Source organism: Flavobacterium succinicans LMG 10402 (assembly GCF_000611675.1).
GTDB lineage: Bacteria > Bacteroidota > Bacteroidia > Flavobacteriales > Flavobacteriaceae > Flavobacterium > Flavobacterium succinicans.
In genome coordinates this window covers 136,974-159,033 of record NZ_JATV01000006.1, presented here as the reverse complement: position 1 = coordinate 159,033, position 22,060 = coordinate 136,974, and the positions used below count along the sequence as shown (strand labels likewise).

The window sequence follows — 22,060 nt, the reverse complement described above, 5'->3', positions numbered from 1 at the left end:
CGCTTTTTTTGTACTTGAAAGGACTGCTATTTGTTTATTGCAACCAATTTTTAAAATCATAAAAATTTTGCGGCGAAACACCATGCCCAATAGGATATTCTTTATAAGTTATAGCAACGCCTAATTTTTCCATAAAAGGAGTTGTTTTTCTAGCCCATTCTACTGGAATTACTTGATCTACAGTTCCGTGAGAGGCAAAAATGCGTAACGAATTCAGATTGTTTTTTAAGTAATCTTCAGTAATGATATCAGGATTCAAATAACCGCTCATCGCTACTATTTGTTTTATTTTTTCTGGGTAAGAAAGTGCGACAGCATAACTCAAAATAGCACCTTGACTAAAACCAATAAGAGTTACTTCTTCTTTGTTGATAGGGTAATGTTGTGTTAATTCGTCGATAAAGTTCGCAATGCAATCACGAGATTCGCGTGCTTGATCATTATCTGAAAATTTGTTTTGATCGGCATCAAAATTAATCGCATACCAAGCATAACTTCCGTATTGTAAATCATAGGGCGCTCTGGCTGAAATGATATAATAATGCTCTGGTAATTCTGGTGCAAAAGAAAACAAATCAGCTTCATTACTACCGTAACCGTGCAGTAAAATCAAAACAGGATTTTTTTCTAAAACAACTTTAGGCTCTCTTATTTTGTATTCTAAGGATAAATTCATGAAATGTATTTGATTTATTTTATGTTTTTAAAAATCTTTTGAAATTGTTCACCTAAAAGCGGAATGAGTTTGGTTTCTCCTTGTAAGGCGGCAGTAAAACCATAAATCCAAAGGATAAAATAGAATACATAAAAGGCAGATGAGATCATCCAACTATCAAAATAGCCAATGAAATAGCCAATTAGAAAAAAAGAAATAAAAATTCCTAACGCCTGACGAATATGAAATGCGGCAAAAGTATCTTTTTTTTCTGAGTTCATGAAAATAGCAATCACGGCTCCAATTATGGTGATATAACTAACAATGGCCGTGTTTTTGCCTTCTTTAGTAGGATTCATTTTTTTGAATTTAATTTAATACAATTTGGTTTTGGTGAATACAGCCATACACTTTTCCTTTCATCGGCTGTCCTAAAAAGGCTGAATTTTTAGATTTGGAAAGGATGTTTTCTTTCTCAAAAACGCTTTCTCCTTCAGAAGTGAAAAGGGTTATATTGGCCATTTGTCCTTCTTCAATTGTTGTTACTGGAATTCCAAAAGTGGTTTTGCCAGCCGTTAGTTTGTCAATGATTACAGGCGTTGGCAAAACGGTAGATAAAGCTCCAAACGCACTTTCTAATCCAATGGTTCCGATTTTGGCTCCATCAAATTCCATTTTCTTGTGTTCAATATCAATTGGATTGTGATCGGAAGTAATCATGTCTATCGTTCCGTCGAGAACGCCTTCTATTAGAGCTTTTCTGTCTGCTTCGCTTCTAAGCGGTGGACTGACTTTGTAACGGGTATCAAAGCCATCGAGTAAGTCTTCGTTTAATACTAAATGATGCACACTCACACTACAGCTTACGGCTAGTCCTTTAGCTTTAGCTTCTTTAATTAAAGCTACCGATTTTTGAGTAGAGATGGTAGGAATATGAAGTTTTCCACCGGTGTATTCTAATAGAAATAAGTTTCTAGCAATATGTAATTCTTCGGCCAAAGCTGGAATTCCTTTTAAACCTAATCGGGTAGAAGCTAAGCCTTCGTTGGCGACTCCGTTTCCTTTGATTTTTTCATCTTGTGCAAAAGCGATGACAAGGCCATCAAAATCTTGTACGTATTGCAAAGCGATTTTCATCAAATTAGCGTTGTCCAAACTTTTATTATAATCACCAAAGGCAATCGCTCCTGCTTTCTTCATATCGTATAATTCTGCCATGTCTTTTCCTTCGCTTCCTACTGTAAGGGCGCCAATTGGATAAAGTTGTGTTACAGAATGCTGAGCTTTGTTGCGTACGAAATTAATCTGTGATTGATTGTCAATAATCGGAAACGAGTTGGGCTGCAACGCAATGGCAGTAAATCCGCTCTTGGCAGCTACGGTCAGACCGTTGCTGATGGTTTCTCGGTCTTCAAAACCGGGTTCGCCTAAAGATACACTACTATCAAACCAACCTGTAGAGATTTGTAAGTTTGGTAACTGGATTTCTTGTGCACCGTCATTTTGAAGTTCGGGACCTATTTTTTTTATCCAGCCGTCTTGGATATAAACATCCAAGGTTTGGTTATGAAAGGGACTTTTAGAATCGAGAATAGTGGCTGCTCTAAGGAGAATTTTCATGGGTTGAGAAGATTATTTTTTGAAACTTTTTTATTTGACAAATCGGATAATGGCCATTTCTGCTAGCAAAAAAGCTAGGGCAAAGATAAGAAACCATTTCCAAAGTTGATGGTCTGTTCTGTTGATTTGTAACGTGTTGAAAACGCTTTTGATACTATCAATTGTTTCAAAATCCGACGTCCATTGGGTGTTGATTTGGTTCAAATCGCTCTCCGTTCTGGCATAATTAAAGGAGAGGTTTTCTATGGTTTTATTTTGATTTTGTAAGCTGTAGTTTCCAGAGGTATGTGGTAGGTCAGCAAAAGTAACTTTGACTTTGTTGTCCAACATTTGTTGTATGGGTATAAACTGTTCTGTGGTGCCTTTTACGGTCAGCACGGCTTCTTTACTCAAAGATGTAGTGGCCCAAAACGGAATGTTGTTGCCAATCGTTATTGCATTGAGTAAGGTATTGTTGTTGGTTACGGCCATTTTATAGAAAACCGGAACAATTAATGGTGATTGCTGAAAATTACTATTGTCCGTATTTAGAGGTGCAGCGAAAACAAAAACGGCTCCAACGGATTTAGGAATAGCTGTTACAAATTGGGTTTGATCCTCGAACGAAAGAATGGAAGGATATGAGCTATTCAAAACAAAGCTGTTTTCGGTTTTTGGATATTGAAAATTAGAGGTTTTACTTTCGAAAACACCGCCAAAAAGAGGATGGTCAAAATTGATTTTGGTAATTTGTTGGGCTTGATTTTTTAGCGCAGCCAATTGTACACTTCCTAAGGTTTTTAGGAACGAATTGGTGGTTTCAAGTACGGAAGTTTCAGAGGGGATTAACACCAAATTCCCACCTTTGGCCACAAAAGAATGCAGTGTTGTTTGTAAGGCTTGTGGAATATCGGCTACTTCGTTGAGAATAATTGTTGATTGGTTTTCGATCAGGTTGTAATTCAAACTGCGCAATTCAGTAGGCGTGAAATTGAATTCTTCTGGGGTGAAAATACGAGAGAGAAAGTTGTTTTTTTGGGTGTCTCCTATACTTAAAACGGAAATTTTTTTGTTTTTGCTGATGCTGAAAAAATATTCATTATCGTAGGTTAAGCCTTTGTCCTTGATGGTAGCATAACCATGAAATTCTTGTTTGGGAATGGTGAAATTTACCTTTTTCTTAGGGGTTTCAAAGTTGACGATAGTTTTGGCTATCAATTTGTTTTGATTGTACAATGCTAGGGGAATGGGGCTAAAGTCGGATCCGAAGGCCTGTAAAGCTACAGTTATTTCATAAAAATTATCGAGTGTTTTATGAATGTAAACACTATCAATCGCGACATTGTTTTTTTGTTCAGCTTCGGATATAATGAAATAGGGTATGGGTTGATCCGATTTTTTTTGAGCTGTTTTTTGGGGCTTGCCAACAGCATCTGAGAGGATGATGATGTCTTTATTTACGGCTGATTTACGAGCGTTGACTTGGGTTAATTGCTCGTTGATGTCAAAGGGTTTTGCGGAGTAGCTTACTTGATGTAACTCACTTTGTATGGATTTGATGTCCGTGTTCCAAAACGTTTGGTCGTTGGTTAAAAGCGAAAAAGTAGTGTTTTCAGGAGTATCTTCTAGTAGTTCTTGAACGGCTCTTTTTAGGAGTTCGCCACGATTGCCTTTGGCTTGCATACTGAAGGAGTTGTCTAAAATGATGTACAACTCGTTGTTGGTATTGCTGCTGTCTTTGGCAGCAAAAAAGGGTTGTGCAAAGGCCAAGATTAATCCGGTGAGCAGTAATAAGCGCGTGGCCAATAAAAGTCTTTTTTTGATTTTAGAACTTTTTCTGGATTCGATGGTTAGTTTTTTTAGAAAACGGACATTGGTAAAATATTCTGTTTTAAATTTTCGCAACTGGAACAAATGCACCAAAATAGGTACTAAGAGAAGGAATAAAAAATATAGAATTTCGGGGTGTTTGAAATGCATTCTATGTTGGTTTTACTTGAATATTAGATTAAGCGTATTGGTTTTAATGCTTTTTGATAAAGCCCATTGTTATGATTTAGCCCCGATCGAAGTGGCATCCTTTTTTTTATAGTTAATAGGTGCAAACCGGTTAACTATAAAAAAAAGATACAACGTAGAGCGGGACGATGTGTGTTAAAAGGCCAATTGTTCATGCTCCTAAAAAAAAAGAGTAGCCCAGTGAACGAGCTTTCAAAAATACAAATTTGTGACCAATGCTGATGGAAATTATAGGTGTTTTTGAGTAGGAAATATTTTGTTTCAAATTCTTGAAAATTGCTGTACTTTCGCAGCAAAATTTGACCGTTACTATCGGAAATACAGGATCGAGATGGTTTAGTTACTAATCGATTAGATAATGGTCAAAAGCCTCAATTACAAAAATCAATTGTTATGAAAATTAAAGCGTTATCATTTTCTTTTTTATTCTTTTTTACGGCTGTACAAGCGCAACAAAATTTGTATCATTTATTGGTAGGAACCTACACCAATAAATGCGAGAACAAAGGTGTTTTTAATTACAAGTTAGAAGTAAATTCTGGAAACTCGTTATTGCATGGTTCGACTGTTAATATTCAAAATCCGAGTTTCTTGGCTCTTTCGTCAGATAATAAGCATTTGTATGCGGTTAATGAATCAGGTAATTCTAGTACTGTGACTTCATTTAATTACGATGGCAAAGCGGGAAAAATTATTATGCTGAATAAGCAGGCTACTAAAGGAGCGGATCCTTGTTACTTGATTACAGATGATAAAAATGTGATTACAGCCAATTATTCAGGTGGCAGTATTACGGTGTTTTTTAAGAATGTGGATGGTAGTTTGACAGATGCTAAGCAAGTGGTACAACTTTCTGGTAGTGGTCCGAATAAAGAGCGTCAAGAAGCGTCACACTTGCATATGGTGGCTTTTTCTGAAGATCATAAGTATGTTTTGGCTGTTGATTTGGGGGCGGATAAAATTTATGTGTACAATTATAATGCCGATGCGAGTAAAGATATTTTGACCTTTAAGGGAAGTGTGAGCATGAAACCAGGTGCTGGGCCGCGACATTTAACGTTTAGTGAAGATGGGAAATTTGTGTATGTTTTGAACGAACTAGATGGTGGTTTGTTGACGTATAGTTTTTTGAAAGGGGAATTGATTTTGCTGGATGACACCTCGGTAATGCCAAGAGATTATACTGGTGATTTTCGTGCAGCTGCTATCTTATTATCGCCAGATGGTAAGTTTTTGTACGCAACTAATAGAGGGGAAGCCAATACGATTTCTGTTTTTAAGGTGTTGAAAAACGGGAAATTAGAGTTTAAAGAAACGGTAAGTACTTTGGGTAAAGGGCCAAGAAGCTTTGTGATTGATCCAACGGGTAATTTATTGTTGGTGGCTAATCAGTTTAGTAACGAAGTAGTGATTTTTAAACGCGATAAAGAAACGGGAAGTTTAACGGATTCAGAGAAGAGGATTTCGGTGTGCGAACCGGTTCATTTGCTTTTTGAAAAGCGATTGTAATCTGTTGAAAACAAAATATCAAGTTAAAGCCACGAATTCACCCATTTTATTAATTTGTGAATTCGTGGCTTACTTTTTATTTTTTGCTCTTATTTATTGGAGTCTTTGCGTTTTTTATTTCTGGTTTTAAGCATGTTTCGGTTTACGGAGCCATGTGTTTTTTTCTTGGTTACCCCAGGTCCTCCCAAATTAACTTTTTTATTCTTTTTGCTTTTTTCGTGAAAAGCGCCATCACCCTCTAATTTCACCTTTTTCATTAGGAATTTAATAGGTTGGCGATCTTTTTCGGGTTCGATGAGTTTGGTGGAGATTTCGACTTCTTCTGGAAAATCAGCGATGGGTAATTCCATGTTCATCAAGACTTCGACTTCTATCTTTGATTCTTCTTCACGTGGAGTTACAAAACTGATGGCTGTTCCTGTAGCGTCGGCTCTACCGGTTCTACCAATACGGTGCATGTACAATTCTGGCATTTCCGGCATTTCAAAATTGATAACATGAGTAATGTTTGAAATGTCCAAACCTCTAGCCATAATATCGGTAGTAATTAGCCCGCGTAAGTTTCCTTGCTGAAATTCGGCCATGGTGCTCAAACGGTAATTTTGGGATTTGTTGGAGTGGATCACACCAAATTGCCCTTCAAATACTTCGTCCATTCTGGTAAAAAGCATGTCCGAAATCTTTTTGTTGTTTACAAATACTAAAATGCGGCTCATGTCCTCATTATTTTCTAGTAAATGCTGTAAAAGATTGATTTTGGTGTTGAAGTTAGGAAGATTGTAACTTATTTGGGAAATGTTTTCCAATGGTGTTCCTGAAGCTGCAAGCGTTACTTCTTCTGGGAAATCAAAATAGTCATTCAATACAGCATCCACTTCATCGGTCATGGTGGCCGAAAACAAAATGTTCTGTCTTTTAGTTTTCATCATCGCCAATAAGGCGGTTAACTGTGTTCTAAAACCTAAGTTGAGCATTTCGTCAAACTCATCAATCACTAATTTTTGTGTTTCGTCAAAACGGACTACGGCATCTAAAGCCAAATCCATCATTCTACCAGGTGTTCCCACCAAGATGTCAACACCTTCATAGATGGCTTTTTTTTGAGTATTGATGTTAACTCCACCGAAGATTCCAAGGGTTTTAACCGACATGTATTGGGTTAATTTTTCAACTTCTTCAACAACTTGTACTACTAATTCTCGAGTAGGAACTAAGATTACGATTTTAGGAGTATTGGTGTTGGTAAATTTATATAGTTTTAAAAGCGGCACTAAGTAAGCAAAGGTCTTACCTGTTCCGGTTTGTGCAATTCCCATCATATCTCTTCCTGACATAATTACCGAAAAGGTTTTTTCCTGAATGGGAGTAGGAGAAGTGAATCCTATTTCATCAATTGCTTTTTGTAAAGATTTAGGAAGGTTAAATTGCTCGAAAGTACTCATTTGTATTAATTTTTTTGCAAAGGTACACTTTTTTTTGGTCTTGTTTTGTGTTGTTATTCAGTGGTTTATGTAAATGAATAGGATCAGAATAACATAATTAGATCAGATGTAATCATGCAGACTCCTGCTTTTTGTGAGATGATTTTTGATTATTTTTTCAATAAACGCTTTATTCGTAGTAAAAGTTCGTTGGGATTGAATGGTTTGGCAATAAAATCTGAAACACCTAATTGAAAGGCTTCTTCAACTGTTTTTTCTTCGTCTGCCAAGTTGGAAAGGGCTACGATCGGAATGTTGGGATAGTTTTTACTTAGGTAATTGATAACTTCTAATCCTGATCGTGGCGGAATGAGTATTGCTATTAATATCAAGTCGAATGGTTTTTTTTGTACCAGTGAAATGGCTTCGTTCCCATCTTTGGCGATGGTTAAATTAAACTTTTCTCTTTCTAGAATAATTGACAAAATATCCGAAGTCATGGTATCATTTTCAATAATCAATAGGTTTGGAATTGTATTCATATCAAATGGGGTTTTAATTCAAAAAAACTTCGATTTCATCCAACATTATCATTGGTTTTTTGTTTTTACGAAAACGCCAACTAGGCACTGTTTCTTGATTTTGAATGACTAATTTAATTTTTTTATATTTTCTAAAATTAGGATTTGTTATTTCCCATGTTTTAGGTGTAATATCATAATTTTCAATTATAGGTTCTCCTTTTTTAGTGGTGATTGTCTCCCAATGCTTGTTTTTTAGCCCCAAAATCGTCAAAGCTTTGGGCGGAAAAATCCAATGTCTTTGATCTTCTAGGAACGTTACTTTTATGGTATTGAACGCTATCGCATTGGGATTGATTTCTATTTCTGGGTTTGTGCCATACCAACCCATCCAATTGATGTTAAAATCATGATACCCTTTTATGCCATCCATTAATTCTTGTGCTCCTTTGCCTGCATATTCAGGGGCTGGAGATGTTAGTATATTGATTTTCATTTTTTCTCCCAAATGTTGGGTGGTATTTTTACTAATCACCAACCAATCTTCATAATATTTATTTGGCGAAATTCCTCCTTCACTTAATTCATAGATGCCCATTTTATTGCATTGTTGGCTAAATTGAAGCACTCTCTCGGTAAGTCCATTTCTAACCATTTTTTTACCATTTTCATCACTTACAAAAAGGCCATGCGCATCGGTACCATAAAATTTAGACTGTTCGAAATAAACGTATTCTAGGGAGAGTCTTAATTTTTCTATTCTAGATTTGATAAGGTTATCATTTGTGACAGCATTTAAAGCCTCTTCCAAAATTTGATCATATTGATCCATTGCTTCTGGTGTGAGATACGTATTTCTGTTTTGTATAGGACCAGAATAAATATCGAGATAGGCTTTTGATTTTTTTTGATTTGACGAAAGTAGATTTAAATACTCTTGGATAGAATTGGCTGCTTTTCCATAATATCCTCTCAGAAAATCGGCGGTTGTGGTTTGAACATCGATATTGGTATCCCAAAGTAGTTTTGCTAGAAGATATTGTCTTAGTTCAGAAAGGTCTCCTGGTACATCTGCGTAGCCTTGAACAAATACTCCCTTTACATTACTTTTTTTGAATTTTGTGTAGTTTTCTTTACAATACGAAAGATTTGGAAAAGGAGACAAATAATTTGAAAATTGAACGGTATAATCCCAAACCAATACATTTTTGTTGGTTTTTCCCCATCGATTCAGCGTATTGGCAATAGATTTATTTCTGTTTTCTAGAGATATAGGAAGACCACGATCCATTTCTATTGGGCAGAATATAGTGGTAATATTAGGAGCTATAGTTAGATTAGTGGGAGGATTGAAAGTGTGTAAATAGGCCAAAGTACTTATTTGTATTTTTGGATACTTTTTTGCGATTACATTCAAAAAATGATAGAGAGCGCCCTGAGGACCTCCGTGTTTTGAATTTAAATCTTTACATTTTTGACATTCACAATGTATCACATCATCGTTTTGGCTAATAGAAAAAAATTTGGCATTTGGCTTTTGGTCTATTTCCTTTTTTAAATAGTCGGAGACTAGTTTTACGACAGTATCATTGGTCATGCATAGGGATTCAGCTCTTCTTTTCCCATTGTAAAGTGCAAATAGCTTAGGATTTTTTTTGAAAAAGTCTTTGGGAGGGACTAGGCGATCAAAGGTGTGTCCCCAAAGGCCAAAGTCGTCTTGGTGCCAATCAAGTTTGTGCCATTCTCTAAAGGATTCATCATAGCAATCAGGATAAAGCAGGTATCTGTAGGTAAACGATGGCGAGTACTTTTGGTAAAAGTTTTGAGGAAAAGAAAACGATATTGGTTTGGGTACATAGGTTACAGTACTGCTGAATTTTCTAAATTCCCATTTTTCTAACAATGTATATACCGCATATTTTAACGCTTTTAAATTGGTAGCAAGTAAAGAAATACTTAGAGTGTTACTTTTTAGTATGAACTCTTGATCTTTTAATTCTTTATTCTTTTTTTCTATCTCAAGAATAATTGTAGTATCGTTATTAGACGTTTTAGTGTTGCTTATTTCAAAAGTGTTGGGAAATGATTTTTCTACAAACGAATAGAGTATTTCAGCAGCGAATTTGGATTCAGCGCAAGAGTAGGTGATGGCTACTTTTTTTTGCTGATTCGAAATTTGGATGGTATTAGATTGCGCCATACTAGTAGTTAAGGAAATAATTCCATTGATAAATAACAGTAAAAGTTTTGTTTTTAAGTTCATAGCTACAATTTATAATGTAATAATAGCGATAGTTCGTATTCATTTTGATATTCGTTAGGAATGTATTCTTGATAATTATAGTTGAATTGAATACCGGTAATGAATTTTTCAAATAAAAGTCTATAATAGCCAATACCCATTCTGTAGGAGTTTAAATTGAGTCGATTTTGTAATTGGGCTATGGTGGTTCTCTCATCAGGAGACGTTCCAAAACCTAAATTTAGTGTGGCATAATCGTATTTAGAATCAAAATAGTATCGATTGTTTAAAGAAAACACAGGATTATATCTTTTTTTATTGTTGTTAAGATAAGCTTTAAAAGACAGCCAATAAGGCCCAATAGTTTTAGTAACTCCAGTTACCATTGTTAAGACATCAAGGTTTTGCGTTTTGATGAAACGAAGTCCTAAATCGGTTTCCCATCCTTTTTTGAAATTTAAATAGAAAGAGCCTCCAAGTTTGTATTTCGGAAAGACAAGGTCGTTACTGTAAGTAGCATCCCAATAAGTATAGCTTCTTTTACTTGTTTTATAATAGGATTCTAGTTCATATTGCATGCCTTTAATAACAAAATTATTGATGGCATGCCGTTCAGCATAGCTAATTCTACCTATTATAGAACCCCATTTTTGATCATTAACATATTCTAGATTGAGCAAATGCCAAGGGCCAATTTCTTGTCGGCTTATAGTAGTGTAATTATAGTTAATTCCCATTCTGTTGTTCTTATTCTCTTGATGAAGTTGTTCTAATGCAGAGCGGGTTTGAGGATCGTAGGGAAAAATTTCGAGTGTTTCTTTTAGGCTTTTTATTTGTTGTTCTCTGTCTTGAAGTAAACCATAGATTTCGGATTTTTTTTGATAAAATAGAATTGATTTTGAATGTAAAATAATCGTTTTTTCGGTGGTTTCTAGTGCTTGATTATATTTTTTTTCTTGGATGTCTAAGTTAATGGAATATAAAAAGGCATCTTCGTATTTTGGGTTTTTATCCATTACTTTTTGGTAATAATATCGTGCGCTATCGGTTTGTTTTGTGAATTCATAGTTTCTACCAAGGAGCAATTGATAATCTAAATAGTCTGGTGCTATTTTTTTTCCTAATAGGCATTTTTCTATATTTTTTTGATAATTATTGGATGTTTTCATGTCTGAAATAATCACAACCAGCAAACTATCTGTATTTAATTTTTGAGCACAAACCGACATTGTCCCCAAAAAGAGTATCATTGTGTAAATGAATCGGAAATAACAATAGTAATATCTCATGTTTTTAGGTTTGTCTAGGTTGTTCGTATCCCTTTCGAACCATAACTCCCCATTTTTGTTCTTTTTGATTAAAAAAATCCCAATATCCTTTTAATGAAGTAAAAATGGTTAAAGGATGGTATACAATAGGTTCAATGATTGCCATTCCAATTAAAATAAGAAGTTCTTTGTAATTGGCATAACTTCTGTATAATGTTTCGTCAATTAAGATACACATCAAGGTGATGCATAAATAAACTAAATATACAAAGGCGGTCATGATGACTAGAAAATCAAAATTTATAAGTCCCCAAGCATAACTTAATATCAGAACTATTATTCCTAAAAATTCAATAATAGGAACTAAAAACTCAAAAGCAAAAAAGAAAGGTAAGGTGACAAATGCTGTTCGACCATATTTTTTATTGTAAAACATTTTTCTATGCAAATAAAGGGTCTGGACTAAGCCTCTGGCCCATCTCACCCTTTGTCTAATAAAAATAGTTTTAGTCTCAGGAACCTCTGTCCAACATAAAGATTCTGGTATATATCGTATTAAAAAAGGTTCGTTTTTATGATGCATATATTTTCTCATGCGAGTAATCAATTCCATATCTTCTCCAAGAGATTTGTGCCAATATCCTCCTGCGGCAATTACAATTTCTTTATCAAACATCCCCAATCCACCTGAAACGAGTAATAATCCATTGATTTGGCTCCAAGCCATTCTCCCAAAGATGAAAGAACGCACATATTCCAATTCTTGAAATCGTGGATACCATTTTTTAGGAAAATGAACTTTCACTAGCAATCCATCTTTTATTTCACAAGAATTAGAGATACGGATACCAGCTCCAGTAGCAATAACTCTTTTTTCGTTTTCTATAAAAGGTTTTGATAATTTGAGTAGGGTATCTCTTTTCAATATGCAATCAACATCAGTACACAAAAACAAGGGATGTTGTGACGAGTTTATGCCAGCATTTGAGGCATCTGCTTTGCTTTTGCCATTTTCTTTATCTACAATCAGGAGTTTTGAGTAGACTGGATTTTTAGACTTGTAATGGCCTTTTACAGGTTGCGTTTTTATTTTTTCTTGATAATAAAAATCAATTTTTTCTAATTCAAATTCGTTGATGAGTTTTTCAAGTGTATCGTCAGTACTCCCGTCGTTTATGATAATAATTTCATAGTTAGGATAGGTTAATGACAATAAAGATTTTACATTATAAACAATATTAATTCCTTCATTATAGGCCGGGGCAATAACAGAAATACCTGGCATATAATTAGAACGCGCAATAACATCATCTTCTAAAAATTTTTTGTTATTAATGTGTTTTAGGATTGCGATGTATGATAATATTGCTAAACATAAATAGAAAAAAATGTAGGAAAAAGAGAAAATTGCTATGAAAATTTCATACAGAGATAAAAAAACGTCTACTATGTTTTTAATTACATCCATAGCGATTTCACGTGTTGTAACATTTTGGAATACTCATTATTACAAGAAGCCATGTTTTGGGCTAAAATTGGATCAATTTTTAGTATGCAATACATTGCAGCTAATTGTATCTCTGGATCATTAATGTGTTTAAAGCTAGATTTTATATACGTTGTAGTGCTATGAGAACCTATTTCTGCCAAACACCAATAGCATTTTATTTGAGCTTTTTTTGAATAGATATTTATTTTATTTAGAATGGGTTCTTCAGCTTCTTGAAGGTAGAGTTTGCTAGCTGCAATTAATGCCTCTATTCTCGTAGATTCAACTGGGTAATTCAAAAGTTGAATGATTCTTTTTGAAGCGTTTCTGTTATTAAAATAGGTGACTATTTTTAATCCTAATTCAATTAAGGAGCTTTTATCAGCTTCTAAAAAAAAATCAAGGTTTTTGGGATAGTCTTTTTTGATTTCAAAGAAAATATCCATTATTTTGATTTGATTGAGTTTTGAAATTTTATCAGGAACATGAGATAATTGTTCTTGATTTAAATCAATAAGTGCTATGAAGCTAATAGTGGCATTGGATTGAATTAAATCATTTTCACTATTTAAGAAAGGTAAGATTTGATGTTTTCCTTTGGTATATTTCATCATCTGAAAATGATAAAAACCAATACATTTTTTATAAGGTCTAAAATCATGGATCAGTTTTGAAGAATATTTATTGAGGTTTAAGCTTTTATACAAAAGCGAAATAATAGTTGTTTTGTCCCCTTTGATATTCTTTTTTAATCGGATCATCTCATTGATAACGATAATTTTGCACCAATTTCTTTTAAATGGAATTGCTTTTCGAAAGTCTTTAAGTTTAGCTTTAAGCTCTTGTTTGTCATAATCATGTATGACAATTTCTATTAAGAATTGTTGAATGATCACTCTATACTTTTTTTTAAGGCGATACAGCCATTGATTATAAAATCTTTTTGTTAGTAAAAGAATACTAACAAATAGAATTACAATAACCAAGATGGGAATAGCGAAATTTTTTATATAAAATAAAAAAGCACCCATAAAAAAGATTTGTTACTCAAATGTAGTAAAAATATTGGTAACTTTTTGTTTTTTACAGGTTTATGTGTTTAGAAGTCCTCGAAAACGCCTAGTCCAAATAAGGCAAAATCATACTTAACGGGGTCTTTTGGATCTAAAAGTCGGAGTTGAGTGTCGAGTTCATAGAGTGCTTTAGCGTCATTTTGTTTTCTGGTTAAAAGGCCTAGTTTTCTTGCTACATTTCCAGAATGAACATCAAGCGGACACGAAAGTTTGGAAGTGGAAATGCTTTTCCAAATACCTAAGTCTACACCTTTGTTATCTTGTCGGCACATCCACCTCAAATACATGTTAATTCTCTTCGCTGCTGAGTTATTCAGCGGGTCGGATATGTGTTTTTGGCTTCTTTGAGGTTGATTGGCTTCAAAAAAAACTTTTTTAAATTCATGTATGCTTTTTTGGACACTTGTTGCCTCTTGATGTTTTGCAAAAACAGATTCTAAACCACCATGATTGTTATAAACGTGTTTCAATCCTTTGATAAAAGATTGAAAATCCTGTCCATTAAAAGTACGGTGAACAAATGTATTGAGTTTTTCTAAATGATGTTCTGAATGCGATAAAACAAAATCATAGGGAGAATTACCCATCACATCCATCATTTTGATGCTGTTTTTGATAATCATTTTGCGGTTGCCCCAAGCAATAGTAGCACTCAAGAAACCTGCAATCTCGATATCTTCTTTTTGAGTAAATAAATGCGGAATTTGAACCGGATCACTTTCTATAAAGTCAAGCGTGTTGTATTGTAGTACTTTTTCGTTAAGAAAGTCTTTAAGTTCAGCCTCAGTCATATTTTTAAATAAATGCTTTTTTGGGTTCTAATCGCTAAGCACTAATTTGCCCATCAACCATCACTAATTTTCTATCGGCCATATTGGCTAACTCCTCATTGTGTGTAACAATAACAAAGGTTTGTCCCAACTCGTCTCTAAGCTTAAAGAAGAGTTGATGCAAATTTTCTGCTGATGTAGTGTCCAAATTCCCTGAAGGTTCATCTGCAAATAGGATGTCGGGTTTATTGATTAATGCTCTAGCTACCGCCACTCGTTGTTGTTCACCACCTGATAATTCGTTAGGTTTATGATGATGTCTATGCGAAAGCCCTAAATAATCCAATAATTTCTTTGCTTCAATTTCTGTTTCTAATTTGTTTTTTCCAGCTATAAAAGCAGGAATACATACGTTTTCTAATGCGGTAAATTCAGGTAATAACTGATGAAATTGGAAAATAAACCCAAGGTTTAAATTTCTAAAACGTGACAAAGCTTTGTCGTTCATTTTCAAGACATCTTCTCCATTAATCAACAAACTTGAATTTTCATTCGAAGTCGGTCTGTCCAAAGTGCCAAGTATTTGAAGTAAAGTGGTTTTTCCAGCACCAGAGGCTCCCACTATAGATACAATTTCTCCTTTAGTGATATGTAAATCAACTCCTTTTAAAACCTCAAGTTGGTCGTAGAATTTATGTATGTTTTTTGCAAGTATCATTCCAATCTATTTTTACAAAGAAACAAAGATTTTGTCTGCCACTCAACTATTATAAAATTTCTTTATGGTAACATTTATTAATATTTAGTTAAATCATCTTTTTTGTTTAATTAATTACTATTTTTGTTAAACAAAATTATAATTCAATTTTTAATGAATAAATCGATTGCAACATTTGCTGGAGGCTGTTTTTGGTGTACCGAGGCTGTTTTTTTACAGCTCAAAGGAGTAGAATCAGTAGTATCGGGTTATATTGGAGGTACTGTTGAAAATCCAACCTACCAACAAATATGTACAGGTACAACAGGACACGCAGAAGCTATTCAAATTACATATGATCAGGACTTAATTGCTTTTGAAACTCTTTTAGAAGTATTTTTTGCTACACACAATCCAACAACACTCAATAGACAAGGCGCCGATGTAGGAACACAATACCGAAGTGAAGTTTTTTATCATTCGGACAATCAAAAGTTACTTGCTGAGGCCTATATCCAGCAATTAGAAGAAGCTAAAGTTTTTGATTCCCCTATCGTTACTCAGCTTTCACCAGTTTCAAAGTTTTATCCTGCAGAATCGTATCATCAAAACTATTATCAACTCAATAAGGAACAATCGTATTGTCATTACGTCATTACTCCCAAAATGAATAAACTTTCTGAATCGTTTACTAGATTATTAAAATAAATAACACCTAAAATATGAACACAGTATTAGACAGAGAATTAATTGAAATTTTAGGTGATAATCACCAAGCCACTAGTGCAGATACACCTCTTAGAGCTGACGCATTTGTAAAATCGGATGCCCAGAAAATGGAACGAATTGAGCATCATTTTCACGCCATTATGGAAGAAATGGGATTGGATATGACAGATGATAGCCTGAGCGGTACCCCGTTTCGTGTAGCTAAAATGTACATTCAAGAAATTTTTAGTGGTTTAGACCCTAAAAACAAACCCAAAATTTCGGTTTTCGAGAATACCTATCATTATGACAAAATGTTGGTTGAAGCCAACATTAATTTCAACTCTACTTGCGAACATCATTTCTTGCCAATTGTGGGTAAAGCGCACATTGGTTATGTCTCTAGCGGAAAAGTGATTGGTTTGTCAAAATTGAACCGAATCGTTGATTATTATTCTCGTCGTCCCCAAGTTCAAGAGCGCTTGATTATGCAAATTTTTAATGAATTAAAAACTGTTTTGGAGACGGATAACGTTATCATTGTTATGGAAGCCAAACATTTGTGCGTTTCAAGCCGTGGAATCAAAGATGAAACTAGTTTTACCTCTACCATTCAATATGGAGGAATTTTTAATGAAAAAGAAAATAGAAATGATTTCTTCAATATGATTAAGCAAGAATAAAAGGCACTATTTTTGTTTGGACTTTTTCAAAAATTAAAAAATGACAAACCAAGCAGAAATTAGCGCTGAAGCTTCTCTAAAAAAAAGACATTTATTTTTAAGTATCTTGTTTGATGCCATTGGGATGCTCTCTTTTTCCATTCCATTGATTGGTGAATTCTCAGATGTTATTTGGGCACCTTTAGCGGGTTTTCTGATGACCTGGATGTACAAAGGAAGTGTAGGCAAAGTAGTAGGAGCGATTACATTTGTAGAAGAAGCTTTTCCTTTCTCGGATGTTATTCCCACGTTTACTTTGACTTGGATATACACTTATCTCATCAAGAAACAGAAAAATTCTTAATTAATAGCAACAAAAAAAGCTTCAGAAAGGAAGCTTTTTTTTATGTTTTGAAAAGAAAACCGAGTCCCATACTTCGGAGCATTTTTTTTTCGAAAGCCCAAAAAAATCGAAATTGACCAAACAAAAATCCTATGCAAACTAAAAGTACTTGATAAATAGGAAAAATAAGTAGGAGTCGGACAGGAGTGAACCAAAGTCCTAAATCAGATTTGGTAATACCTAGCCAATAACAAAAAGGTTTAGATAACCATGCGGATGCTGAACCAGTGATTGCAAAAACAATAAAAATTAATGTTAATTGAAAGTTACTTTCTATTCCCCAACGTTCTTTTAATTTTTTCATTCTAAAGTGTCAATTGTACAAATATACTAAGATTATCGTATTGGGACATTGCCAAATAGCCTTTGCTGGTATCGATTTTGGAAATAAATCATATAATTGTAGATTAAATAATTCACTTCGTATCCATAATTTATCTGTGGGTCATAATTTATTGTCATTTCATATAAATTTGGGTCAAATCGTAACGGTTGTTGCGCTCTATTGTTCCATTCTGTAATATAAAATCGGTTCTTATTTTCTAAATAAAATTGCGAATAATAACCTCTTGGAAGCGCAATAGAATTCAACCAAGTGCTAAAGCCAGGGTCAATAATGATAACCTCGTATTCAAGTGAATCATTAGCAATTCTTACCGTGTCTCCTTTAACGGCAGCGGTGGCAGGAAGAGAGGCGAGATTGTTTTTTGGAGTCGAACAAGCGCCAAGTATTGCAATAAGCACTATTATAAAAGCTATCTTTTTCATGGCTTAACTATTGAAATCGAAATTTACAAAATCTGAGCCTGAAAAATGTAAATTCTATCATAAAAAAGCGTCATTTCTTTTAAGGAAATGACGCTTTTCTCTATGTTTTTAGCTTTTATTTACCAAATAATTTACCGAGTATTCCTCCAATCCCGCCACTGCCTTTTGCTAAATCCATGGCGTCACTAATATCTACTTTACCATCTGCATTTTGGTCTAAACCAAATTGTGTTCCGTACTTAGAAATAGTATCCATAATACCGCCAGCTTGTTCACTATTACTAGCAATTGCGCCAATAATATCCGAAATTTGAAAACTATCGTTTGGGTCATTGGCTTTGCCCATCAATCCTCCTAGTATTTTCGGAATCATATCTCCAGCAACACCAGATGCTGCTTCTCCACTTATTCCGAATTTCTCACTCAAACTTCCAGTAAGTTGTTGCGTGATTTGTTGGACTGCAGGATTCGAACTATCCTGAGCAGTATTGCCTTGCAACAAACCTGCCAATTGCTCAACTCCTCCTTCAGAAGCCATTTTTTGTAAACTTGAAAAAATTGAACTTCCAGCTTCTTGTAAGACAGCTTCGTTTTGCTCATTTGGGATAGCGCTGTTTTTCACAACAGCATCCTCTCCAAATTGCTGTACTAATTGTGTTAATTGCTCAAACATAGTCTTTTAGATTTAAAGTATTCTCAAATTTAAATAAAAAAGGGTAATTTATAACTACTGTTAATAAATTACCCTTTTGGTATGTTGAAGGCTTAAAATTATCCTAACAATGCAATAATTTGTGAGGCTAATTCTGTTCCAATTCTGTCTTGAGCTTCTCCTGTAGCAGCACCAATATGAGGTGTCAACGAAATTTTAGAATGCATCAAAATGGCCATTTCTGGTTTTGGTTCGCTTTCAAAAACATCTAAACCTGCAAAAGCAACTTTTCCACTGTCTAAAGCTTTTACTAAAGCAACTTCGTCAATTACACCACCACGCGCACAATTTACAATTCCTACTCCATCTTTCATAGTAGCCAATTGCTCCTCACCAATGATGTATCCGTCTTGTGCTGGTACGTGCAAAGTAATAAAGTCTGCTTCTTGAAACAATGATTCCAAAGATTGAGAAACAATTGTAGTTGTTATAGATTGCCCATCAAAAAACTCCACTTTAATATCAACTTGAGGGATAAAGCTATCGGCAGCGATAACTTTCATACCTAGTCCTAAAGCCATTTTTGCAGTAGCTTGACCAATACGTCCAATACCTACAATTCCTAAAGTTTTTCCTCTTAGTTCAGTACCATTAGCATAGGCTTTTTTCAAACCATCAAAATTTGAGTCTCCCTCAAGAGGCATATTTCTGTTAGAATCGTGTAAAAAACGAACTCCTGTAAACAAATGTCCAAAAACCAATTCCGCCACCGATTCTGAGGAAGAAGCAGGAGTGTTGATTACGTGAATTCCTTTACTTTTTGCATAGTCCACATCAATATTATCCATACCAACACCTCCACGTCCAATAATTTTGATACCAGGACAAGCATCGATAATGTCTTTGCGCACTTTGGTAGCACTTCTTACCAAAATAACGCTTACGTTGTTTTCATTAATAAAATTGGCTACTTGTTCTTGCGCCACTTTTGTAGTGATTACTTCAAAACCACCTTTTTCTAAAGCTAGAATTCCACTTTTTGAAATTCCGTCATTGGCTAATACTTTCATTTTGTTTTTATTTTGTTTCTCTAATTCCTTGTTTGTGGCAAAGAATCAACTATACTATATTTTTATTTTTTTTGGAGCTAATCCCGCTATCCGTTCTTATCTTTTCTATTTTTAAAGAAAAAATAGAAAAGGATATCCACTGCTATCGGGGCTAGGGGAATGTGCTTTTAAGAAAATTTGGTTTAAGCGATTAAACCGCAGCTTCCAACGCTTTCATAACATCAACCAAAACTTGAACACTTTCTATTGGCATCGCATTGTAGATAGATGCTCTATAACCTCCTACAGAACGGTGTCCTGGAAGACCAGAAATGTTAGCAGCTTTCCATATTGCGTCAAAAGTGTCTTTATGCGCTTCGTCGTTCAATAAGAAAGTTACGTTCATATTCGAACGGTCTTCTATAGCAGCTGTTCCTCTAAACAATGGATTTCTGTCGATTTCATTGTACAATAAAGCCGCTTTTTCATTATTGATTTTTTCGATGGCAGCTACACCTCCCAAGTTTTTCAACCATTGTAAAGTCAATAGCGAAGTGTATACTGGGAAAACTGGTGGAGTATTGTACATACTCTCTGCTTTGATATGTTTAGCATAATCCAACATACTTGGAATCACGCGACCATTTTTGCCCAAAATCTCTTCTTTAATCACTACTAAAGTTGTTCCTGCTGGTCCCATATTTTTTTGAGCACCTGCGTAAATAATATCAAATTGTGTGAAATCCAAAACACGCGAAAAAATATCCGAACTCATATCACATACGATTGGAATATTCAATTTTGGAAATTCTTTCATTTGTGTTCCAAAAATGGTGTTGTTGCTCGTACAGTGAAAATAATCTGCATCTTCAGGCACAGTATACCCTTTTGGAATATGATTGTAGTTTTGTTCTTTGGAGGATGCCACGATTACCGTTTCTCCAAAAGTTTTAGCTTCTTTAATGGCAGCACTAGCCCAAGTTCCAGAATCTAAATAGGCCGCTTTGCCTCCTTCTTTCATCAAGTTGTAAGGCGCCATAATAAACTCTAAACTAGCTCCTCCGGCCAAGAATAAAGCTTGGTAGCCTTTGCCTGTTAGACCCAATAAGTCTAAAGCAAGAGCTCTCGCTTCTTCCATTACGGCAACAAAGTCTTTACTGCGGTGTGAAATTTCTAAAATGGATAACCCTGAGTTATTGAAGTCTAAAATAGCTTGTGCTGATTTTTCAAAAACTTCTTGAGTTAAAATACTGGGTCCTGCGCTGTAGTTGTGTTTTTTCATGGTTTGTAAGTATCCGAAAATTTAAAAATGCAAATTTCGACAATCATACCTGAAATCAAGCTGAATTATTCGAAATAATTATACAATTTTTTACTTTATTGTTAGTAAAAATGAAATAGTATCTATATTATCTGCATAATCCCATAATTCAGGGGTTTGGGTGTGGCCAAATGGGATGCTGTTGGTAGTTAAATTATTGGAAACAATACATTGAATGTGTTCATTTTCATGACGTAAGCGCTCGGTAATAACTCCAACGTTTTCGTAGTATTCATAAAACGTACTCGATATCGGGGAGGCGTATCCAGGGTCTTCTTTTAGTGTTAAAAAGCCATTGTCTAACAGCTTGAAATTACTCATCAAAAAGACGGCTTTGTTATAGTCGTAATTATTGGCGTATTTTTCATATTCGATTACATCTTTATACTTGAAAATGGCCTCAAAAAAGGCTACAAATGAATAGTCTTTGGGAACAAATAGTTTCGAAACATTACGGCAACCTAAACCAAAATAGCGGAAAATATCTTCTCCCAAAGCTTCTAGTTGTTCACGAGTTTCTTCACCAGTAAGCAATGCCACCGAGTTTCGGTTTTTTCTAATAATGGATGGTTTGTCTTTGAAATAATATTCAAAATAGCGAGCAGTATTATTACTTCCTGTTGCGATAACGGCATCAAAATTTTCTAATTTTCCTTCCACAAAAGTGATTTTCTCTTTGAATTCAGGAGCAATGTGTATTAGGTATTTCGCTATAAACGGAAGTAAATGCTGATCATTCGAAGAGGTCTTTACTAGAACATTATGTCCCGAAATCAATACCGATAAAAAATCATGAAAACCTACCAAAGGAATATTTCCTGCCAATATCAGCGCAATGGTTTTGGACGATATAGTTGTTAATTCATAATTAGAAAGCCATTGGTTTAATTTGTCTTCAGTCAAAGCCTTTGCCCAAGATTGAAAAGCGAAACAAACTTGCTCGGGTGTGTACCAACCATTATGCGACTGAGAAAGAGCAATTAGATTAAGACATTCGTCAAAAAAGAGATCGTTGCCTTGTGCTTCATTTTTGATTGGATTTTCTAAAGAAGGAAATTGACTTAAGAATTTACCCAATTCAACAAATTTACTTTTTTTTGTTTCTAATGTCATATTGCTTGTGTATGAAATCTTTTGATTGTAATTTTGCACAAAAATAGGCTTTTTAGAAGCGAATGACAATAGTTGTTTTTTTATTATGAAGTTCAAATTAAAAAACAATACTTAGTAGGAT

The 22,060-nt window shown here is 34.5% G+C and carries 22 protein-coding genes; 4 read left to right on the top strand and 18 right to left on the bottom strand.

Annotated features, from left to right (window positions below):
- Positions 1–34: 34 nt before the first annotated feature.
- Genes AO58_RS0107230 through AO58_RS0107215 form a run of 4 tightly spaced genes read right to left on the bottom strand, consistent with a single transcriptional unit; the run spans position 35 to position 4,234 of the window.
- On the bottom strand, positions 35–676 hold the full coding sequence (locus AO58_RS0107230; protein ID WP_024981069.1) for an alpha/beta hydrolase: 642 nt from the start codon (positions 674–676) through the stop codon (positions 35–37).
- 14 nt (positions 677–690) lie between these two features.
- Positions 691–1,014, bottom strand: a complete 324-nt coding sequence (locus AO58_RS0107225) for a DUF4870 domain-containing protein (RefSeq protein ID WP_024981068.1) — start codon at positions 1,012–1,014, stop codon at positions 691–693.
- Positions 1,015–1,024: 10 nt separating this feature from the next.
- Positions 1,025–2,275 (bottom strand): dihydroorotase, encoded by a 1,251-nt coding sequence (locus tag AO58_RS0107220; RefSeq protein ID WP_024981067.1) that lies wholly within the window; start codon positions 2,273–2,275, stop codon positions 1,025–1,027.
- Positions 2,276–2,305: 30 nt separating this feature from the next.
- A complete protein-coding gene (locus AO58_RS0107215) occupies positions 2,306–4,234 on the bottom strand; it encodes a vWA domain-containing protein (protein ID WP_024981066.1) in 1,929 nt (642 codons plus the stop codon).
- Between the two features lie 432 nt (positions 4,235–4,666).
- Here AO58_RS0107215 and AO58_RS0107205 point away from each other — a divergent pair, with 432 nt between their 5' ends.
- Positions 4,667–5,782, top strand: a complete 1,116-nt coding sequence (locus AO58_RS0107205) for a lactonase family protein (RefSeq protein ID WP_024981065.1) — start codon at positions 4,667–4,669, stop codon at positions 5,780–5,782.
- An 89-nt stretch (positions 5,783–5,871) separates the two neighbouring features.
- Here AO58_RS0107205 and AO58_RS0107200 read toward each other — a convergent pair whose 3' ends face one another.
- From AO58_RS0107200 to AO58_RS0107165, 8 genes are all read right to left on the bottom strand, one after another.
- Positions 5,872–7,224, bottom strand: coding sequence for a DEAD/DEAH box helicase (locus AO58_RS0107200; protein WP_024981064.1), 1,353 nt, complete (start codon positions 7,222–7,224; stop codon positions 5,872–5,874).
- Between the two features lie 149 nt (positions 7,225–7,373).
- A complete protein-coding gene (locus tag AO58_RS0107195) occupies positions 7,374–7,745 on the bottom strand; it encodes a response regulator (RefSeq protein WP_051536637.1) in 372 nt (123 codons plus the stop codon).
- A 13-nt stretch (positions 7,746–7,758) separates the two neighbouring features.
- On the bottom strand, positions 7,759–9,987 hold the full coding sequence (locus AO58_RS0107190; protein ID WP_024981062.1) for a glycoside hydrolase family 20 protein: 2,229 nt from the start codon (positions 9,985–9,987) through the stop codon (positions 7,759–7,761).
- 2 nt (positions 9,988–9,989) lie between these two features.
- Positions 9,990–11,255: a YaiO family outer membrane beta-barrel protein gene (locus AO58_RS0107185; protein WP_074917610.1), complete on the bottom strand. Its 1,266-nt coding sequence runs from the start codon at positions 11,253–11,255 to the stop codon at positions 9,990–9,992.
- 4 nt (positions 11,256–11,259) lie between these two features.
- Positions 11,260–12,702 carry a glycosyltransferase family 2 protein gene (locus AO58_RS0107180; RefSeq protein ID WP_024981060.1) on the bottom strand — a complete coding sequence of 481 codons (1,443 nt, stop codon included), beginning with the start codon at positions 12,700–12,702 and terminating at the stop codon, positions 11,260–11,262.
- Entirely contained in the window at positions 12,693–13,619 is a 927-nt protein-coding gene (locus AO58_RS0107175) for a hypothetical protein (protein WP_139225544.1), read from the bottom strand. The genes AO58_RS0107180 and AO58_RS0107175 overlap by 10 nt, the downstream gene beginning before the upstream one ends.
- A gap of 203 nt (positions 13,620–13,822) precedes the next feature.
- Complete coding sequence (locus AO58_RS0107170; RefSeq protein WP_024981058.1) at positions 13,823–14,587, bottom strand: TIGR02757 family protein; 765 nt, start codon at positions 14,585–14,587, stop codon at positions 13,823–13,825.
- Between the two features lie 34 nt (positions 14,588–14,621).
- Positions 14,622–15,284, bottom strand: a complete 663-nt coding sequence (locus tag AO58_RS0107165) for an ABC transporter ATP-binding protein (protein ID WP_024981057.1) — start codon at positions 15,282–15,284, stop codon at positions 14,622–14,624.
- Positions 15,285–15,437: 153 nt separating this feature from the next.
- Here AO58_RS0107165 and msrA point away from each other — a divergent pair, with 153 nt between their 5' ends.
- From msrA to AO58_RS0107150, 3 genes are read left to right on the top strand one after another with little or no spacing between them, the layout of a single operon-like run.
- Complete coding sequence (gene msrA / locus AO58_RS0107160) at positions 15,438–15,971, top strand: peptide-methionine (S)-S-oxide reductase MsrA (protein ID WP_024981056.1); 534 nt, start codon at positions 15,438–15,440, stop codon at positions 15,969–15,971.
- Positions 15,972–15,985: 14 nt separating this feature from the next.
- Positions 15,986–16,654, top strand: a complete 669-nt coding sequence (gene folE, locus AO58_RS0107155; protein ID WP_024981055.1) for a GTP cyclohydrolase I FolE — start codon at positions 15,986–15,988, stop codon at positions 16,652–16,654.
- Between the two features lie 40 nt (positions 16,655–16,694).
- Positions 16,695–16,997 carry a hypothetical protein gene (locus AO58_RS0107150; protein WP_051536631.1) on the top strand — a complete coding sequence of 101 codons (303 nt, stop codon included), beginning with the start codon at positions 16,695–16,697 and terminating at the stop codon, positions 16,995–16,997.
- A 40-nt stretch (positions 16,998–17,037) separates the two neighbouring features.
- Here AO58_RS0107150 and AO58_RS0107145 read toward each other — a convergent pair whose 3' ends face one another.
- The 6 genes from AO58_RS0107145 to AO58_RS0107120 form a co-directional block, all read right to left on the bottom strand.
- Positions 17,038–17,340, bottom strand: a complete 303-nt coding sequence (locus AO58_RS0107145) for a DUF6787 family protein (protein WP_024981053.1) — start codon at positions 17,338–17,340, stop codon at positions 17,038–17,040.
- Positions 17,341–17,372: 32 nt separating this feature from the next.
- Complete coding sequence (locus AO58_RS0107140; protein WP_024981052.1) at positions 17,373–17,804, bottom strand: DUF6146 family protein; 432 nt, start codon at positions 17,802–17,804, stop codon at positions 17,373–17,375.
- A gap of 115 nt (positions 17,805–17,919) precedes the next feature.
- Positions 17,920–18,477 carry a DUF937 domain-containing protein gene (locus tag AO58_RS0107135; RefSeq protein WP_024981051.1) on the bottom strand — a complete coding sequence of 186 codons (558 nt, stop codon included), beginning with the start codon at positions 18,475–18,477 and terminating at the stop codon, positions 17,920–17,922.
- 98 nt (positions 18,478–18,575) lie between these two features.
- Positions 18,576–19,526: a D-2-hydroxyacid dehydrogenase gene (locus AO58_RS0107130; protein WP_024981050.1), complete on the bottom strand. Its 951-nt coding sequence runs from the start codon at positions 19,524–19,526 to the stop codon at positions 18,576–18,578.
- Positions 19,527–19,716: 190 nt separating this feature from the next.
- Complete coding sequence (gene serC / locus AO58_RS0107125; RefSeq protein WP_024981049.1) at positions 19,717–20,787, bottom strand: 3-phosphoserine/phosphohydroxythreonine transaminase; 1,071 nt, start codon at positions 20,785–20,787, stop codon at positions 19,717–19,719.
- 90 nt (positions 20,788–20,877) lie between these two features.
- On the bottom strand, positions 20,878–21,939 hold the full coding sequence (locus AO58_RS0107120; RefSeq protein WP_024981048.1) for an acyl-CoA reductase: 1,062 nt from the start codon (positions 21,937–21,939) through the stop codon (positions 20,878–20,880).
- Positions 21,940–22,060: the final 121 nt, after the last annotated feature.

Excerpts from the sequence above, each read along its gene's own strand:
- AO58_RS0107205 (WP_024981065.1), top strand. The coding sequence starts at position 4,667 with ATGAAAATTAAAGCGTTATCATTTTCTTTTTTATTCTTTTTTACGGCT.
- AO58_RS0107170 (WP_024981058.1), bottom strand. The coding sequence starts at position 14,587 with ATGACTGAGGCTGAACTTAAAGACTTTCTTAACGAAAAAGTACTACAA.
- AO58_RS0107150 (WP_051536631.1), top strand. The coding sequence starts at position 16,695 with ATGACAAACCAAGCAGAAATTAGCGCTGAAGCTTCTCTAAAAAAAAGA.
- AO58_RS0107140 (WP_024981052.1), bottom strand. The coding sequence starts at position 17,804 with ATGAAAAAGATAGCTTTTATAATAGTGCTTATTGCAATACTTGGCGCT.
- folE (WP_024981055.1), top strand. The coding sequence starts at position 15,986 with ATGAACACAGTATTAGACAGAGAATTAATTGAAATTTTAGGTGATAAT.
- AO58_RS0107165 (WP_024981057.1), bottom strand. The coding sequence starts at position 15,284 with ATGATACTTGCAAAAAACATACATAAATTCTACGACCAACTTGAGGTT.
- AO58_RS0107185 (WP_074917610.1), bottom strand. The coding sequence starts at position 11,255 with ATGAGATATTACTATTGTTATTTCCGATTCATTTACACAATGATACTC.
- AO58_RS0107135 (WP_024981051.1), bottom strand. The coding sequence starts at position 18,477 with ATGTTTGAGCAATTAACACAATTAGTACAGCAATTTGGAGAGGATGCT.
- AO58_RS0107225 (WP_024981068.1), bottom strand. The coding sequence starts at position 1,014 with ATGAATCCTACTAAAGAAGGCAAAAACACGGCCATTGTTAGTTATATC.
- serC (WP_024981049.1), bottom strand. The coding sequence starts at position 20,787 with ATGAAAAAACACAACTACAGCGCAGGACCCAGTATTTTAACTCAAGAA.
- AO58_RS0107180 (WP_024981060.1), bottom strand. The coding sequence starts at position 12,702 with ATGGATGTAATTAAAAACATAGTAGACGTTTTTTTATCTCTGTATGAA.
- AO58_RS0107230 (WP_024981069.1), bottom strand. The coding sequence starts at position 676 with ATGAATTTATCCTTAGAATACAAAATAAGAGAGCCTAAAGTTGTTTTA.
- msrA (WP_024981056.1), top strand. The coding sequence starts at position 15,438 with ATGAATAAATCGATTGCAACATTTGCTGGAGGCTGTTTTTGGTGTACC.
- AO58_RS0107130 (WP_024981050.1), bottom strand. The coding sequence starts at position 19,526 with ATGAAAGTATTAGCCAATGACGGAATTTCAAAAAGTGGAATTCTAGCT.
- AO58_RS0107215 (WP_024981066.1), bottom strand. The coding sequence starts at position 4,234 with ATGCATTTCAAACACCCCGAAATTCTATATTTTTTATTCCTTCTCTTA.
- AO58_RS0107220 (WP_024981067.1), bottom strand. The coding sequence starts at position 2,275 with ATGAAAATTCTCCTTAGAGCAGCCACTATTCTCGATTCTAAAAGTCCC.
- AO58_RS0107190 (WP_024981062.1), bottom strand. The coding sequence starts at position 9,987 with ATGAACTTAAAAACAAAACTTTTACTGTTATTTATCAATGGAATTATT.
- AO58_RS0107200 (WP_024981064.1), bottom strand. The coding sequence starts at position 7,224 with ATGAGTACTTTCGAGCAATTTAACCTTCCTAAATCTTTACAAAAAGCA.
- AO58_RS0107195 (WP_051536637.1), bottom strand. The coding sequence starts at position 7,745 with ATGAATACAATTCCAAACCTATTGATTATTGAAAATGATACCATGACT.
- AO58_RS0107120 (WP_024981048.1), bottom strand. The coding sequence starts at position 21,939 with ATGACATTAGAAACAAAAAAAAGTAAATTTGTTGAATTGGGTAAATTC.
- AO58_RS0107145 (WP_024981053.1), bottom strand. The coding sequence starts at position 17,340 with ATGAAAAAATTAAAAGAACGTTGGGGAATAGAAAGTAACTTTCAATTA.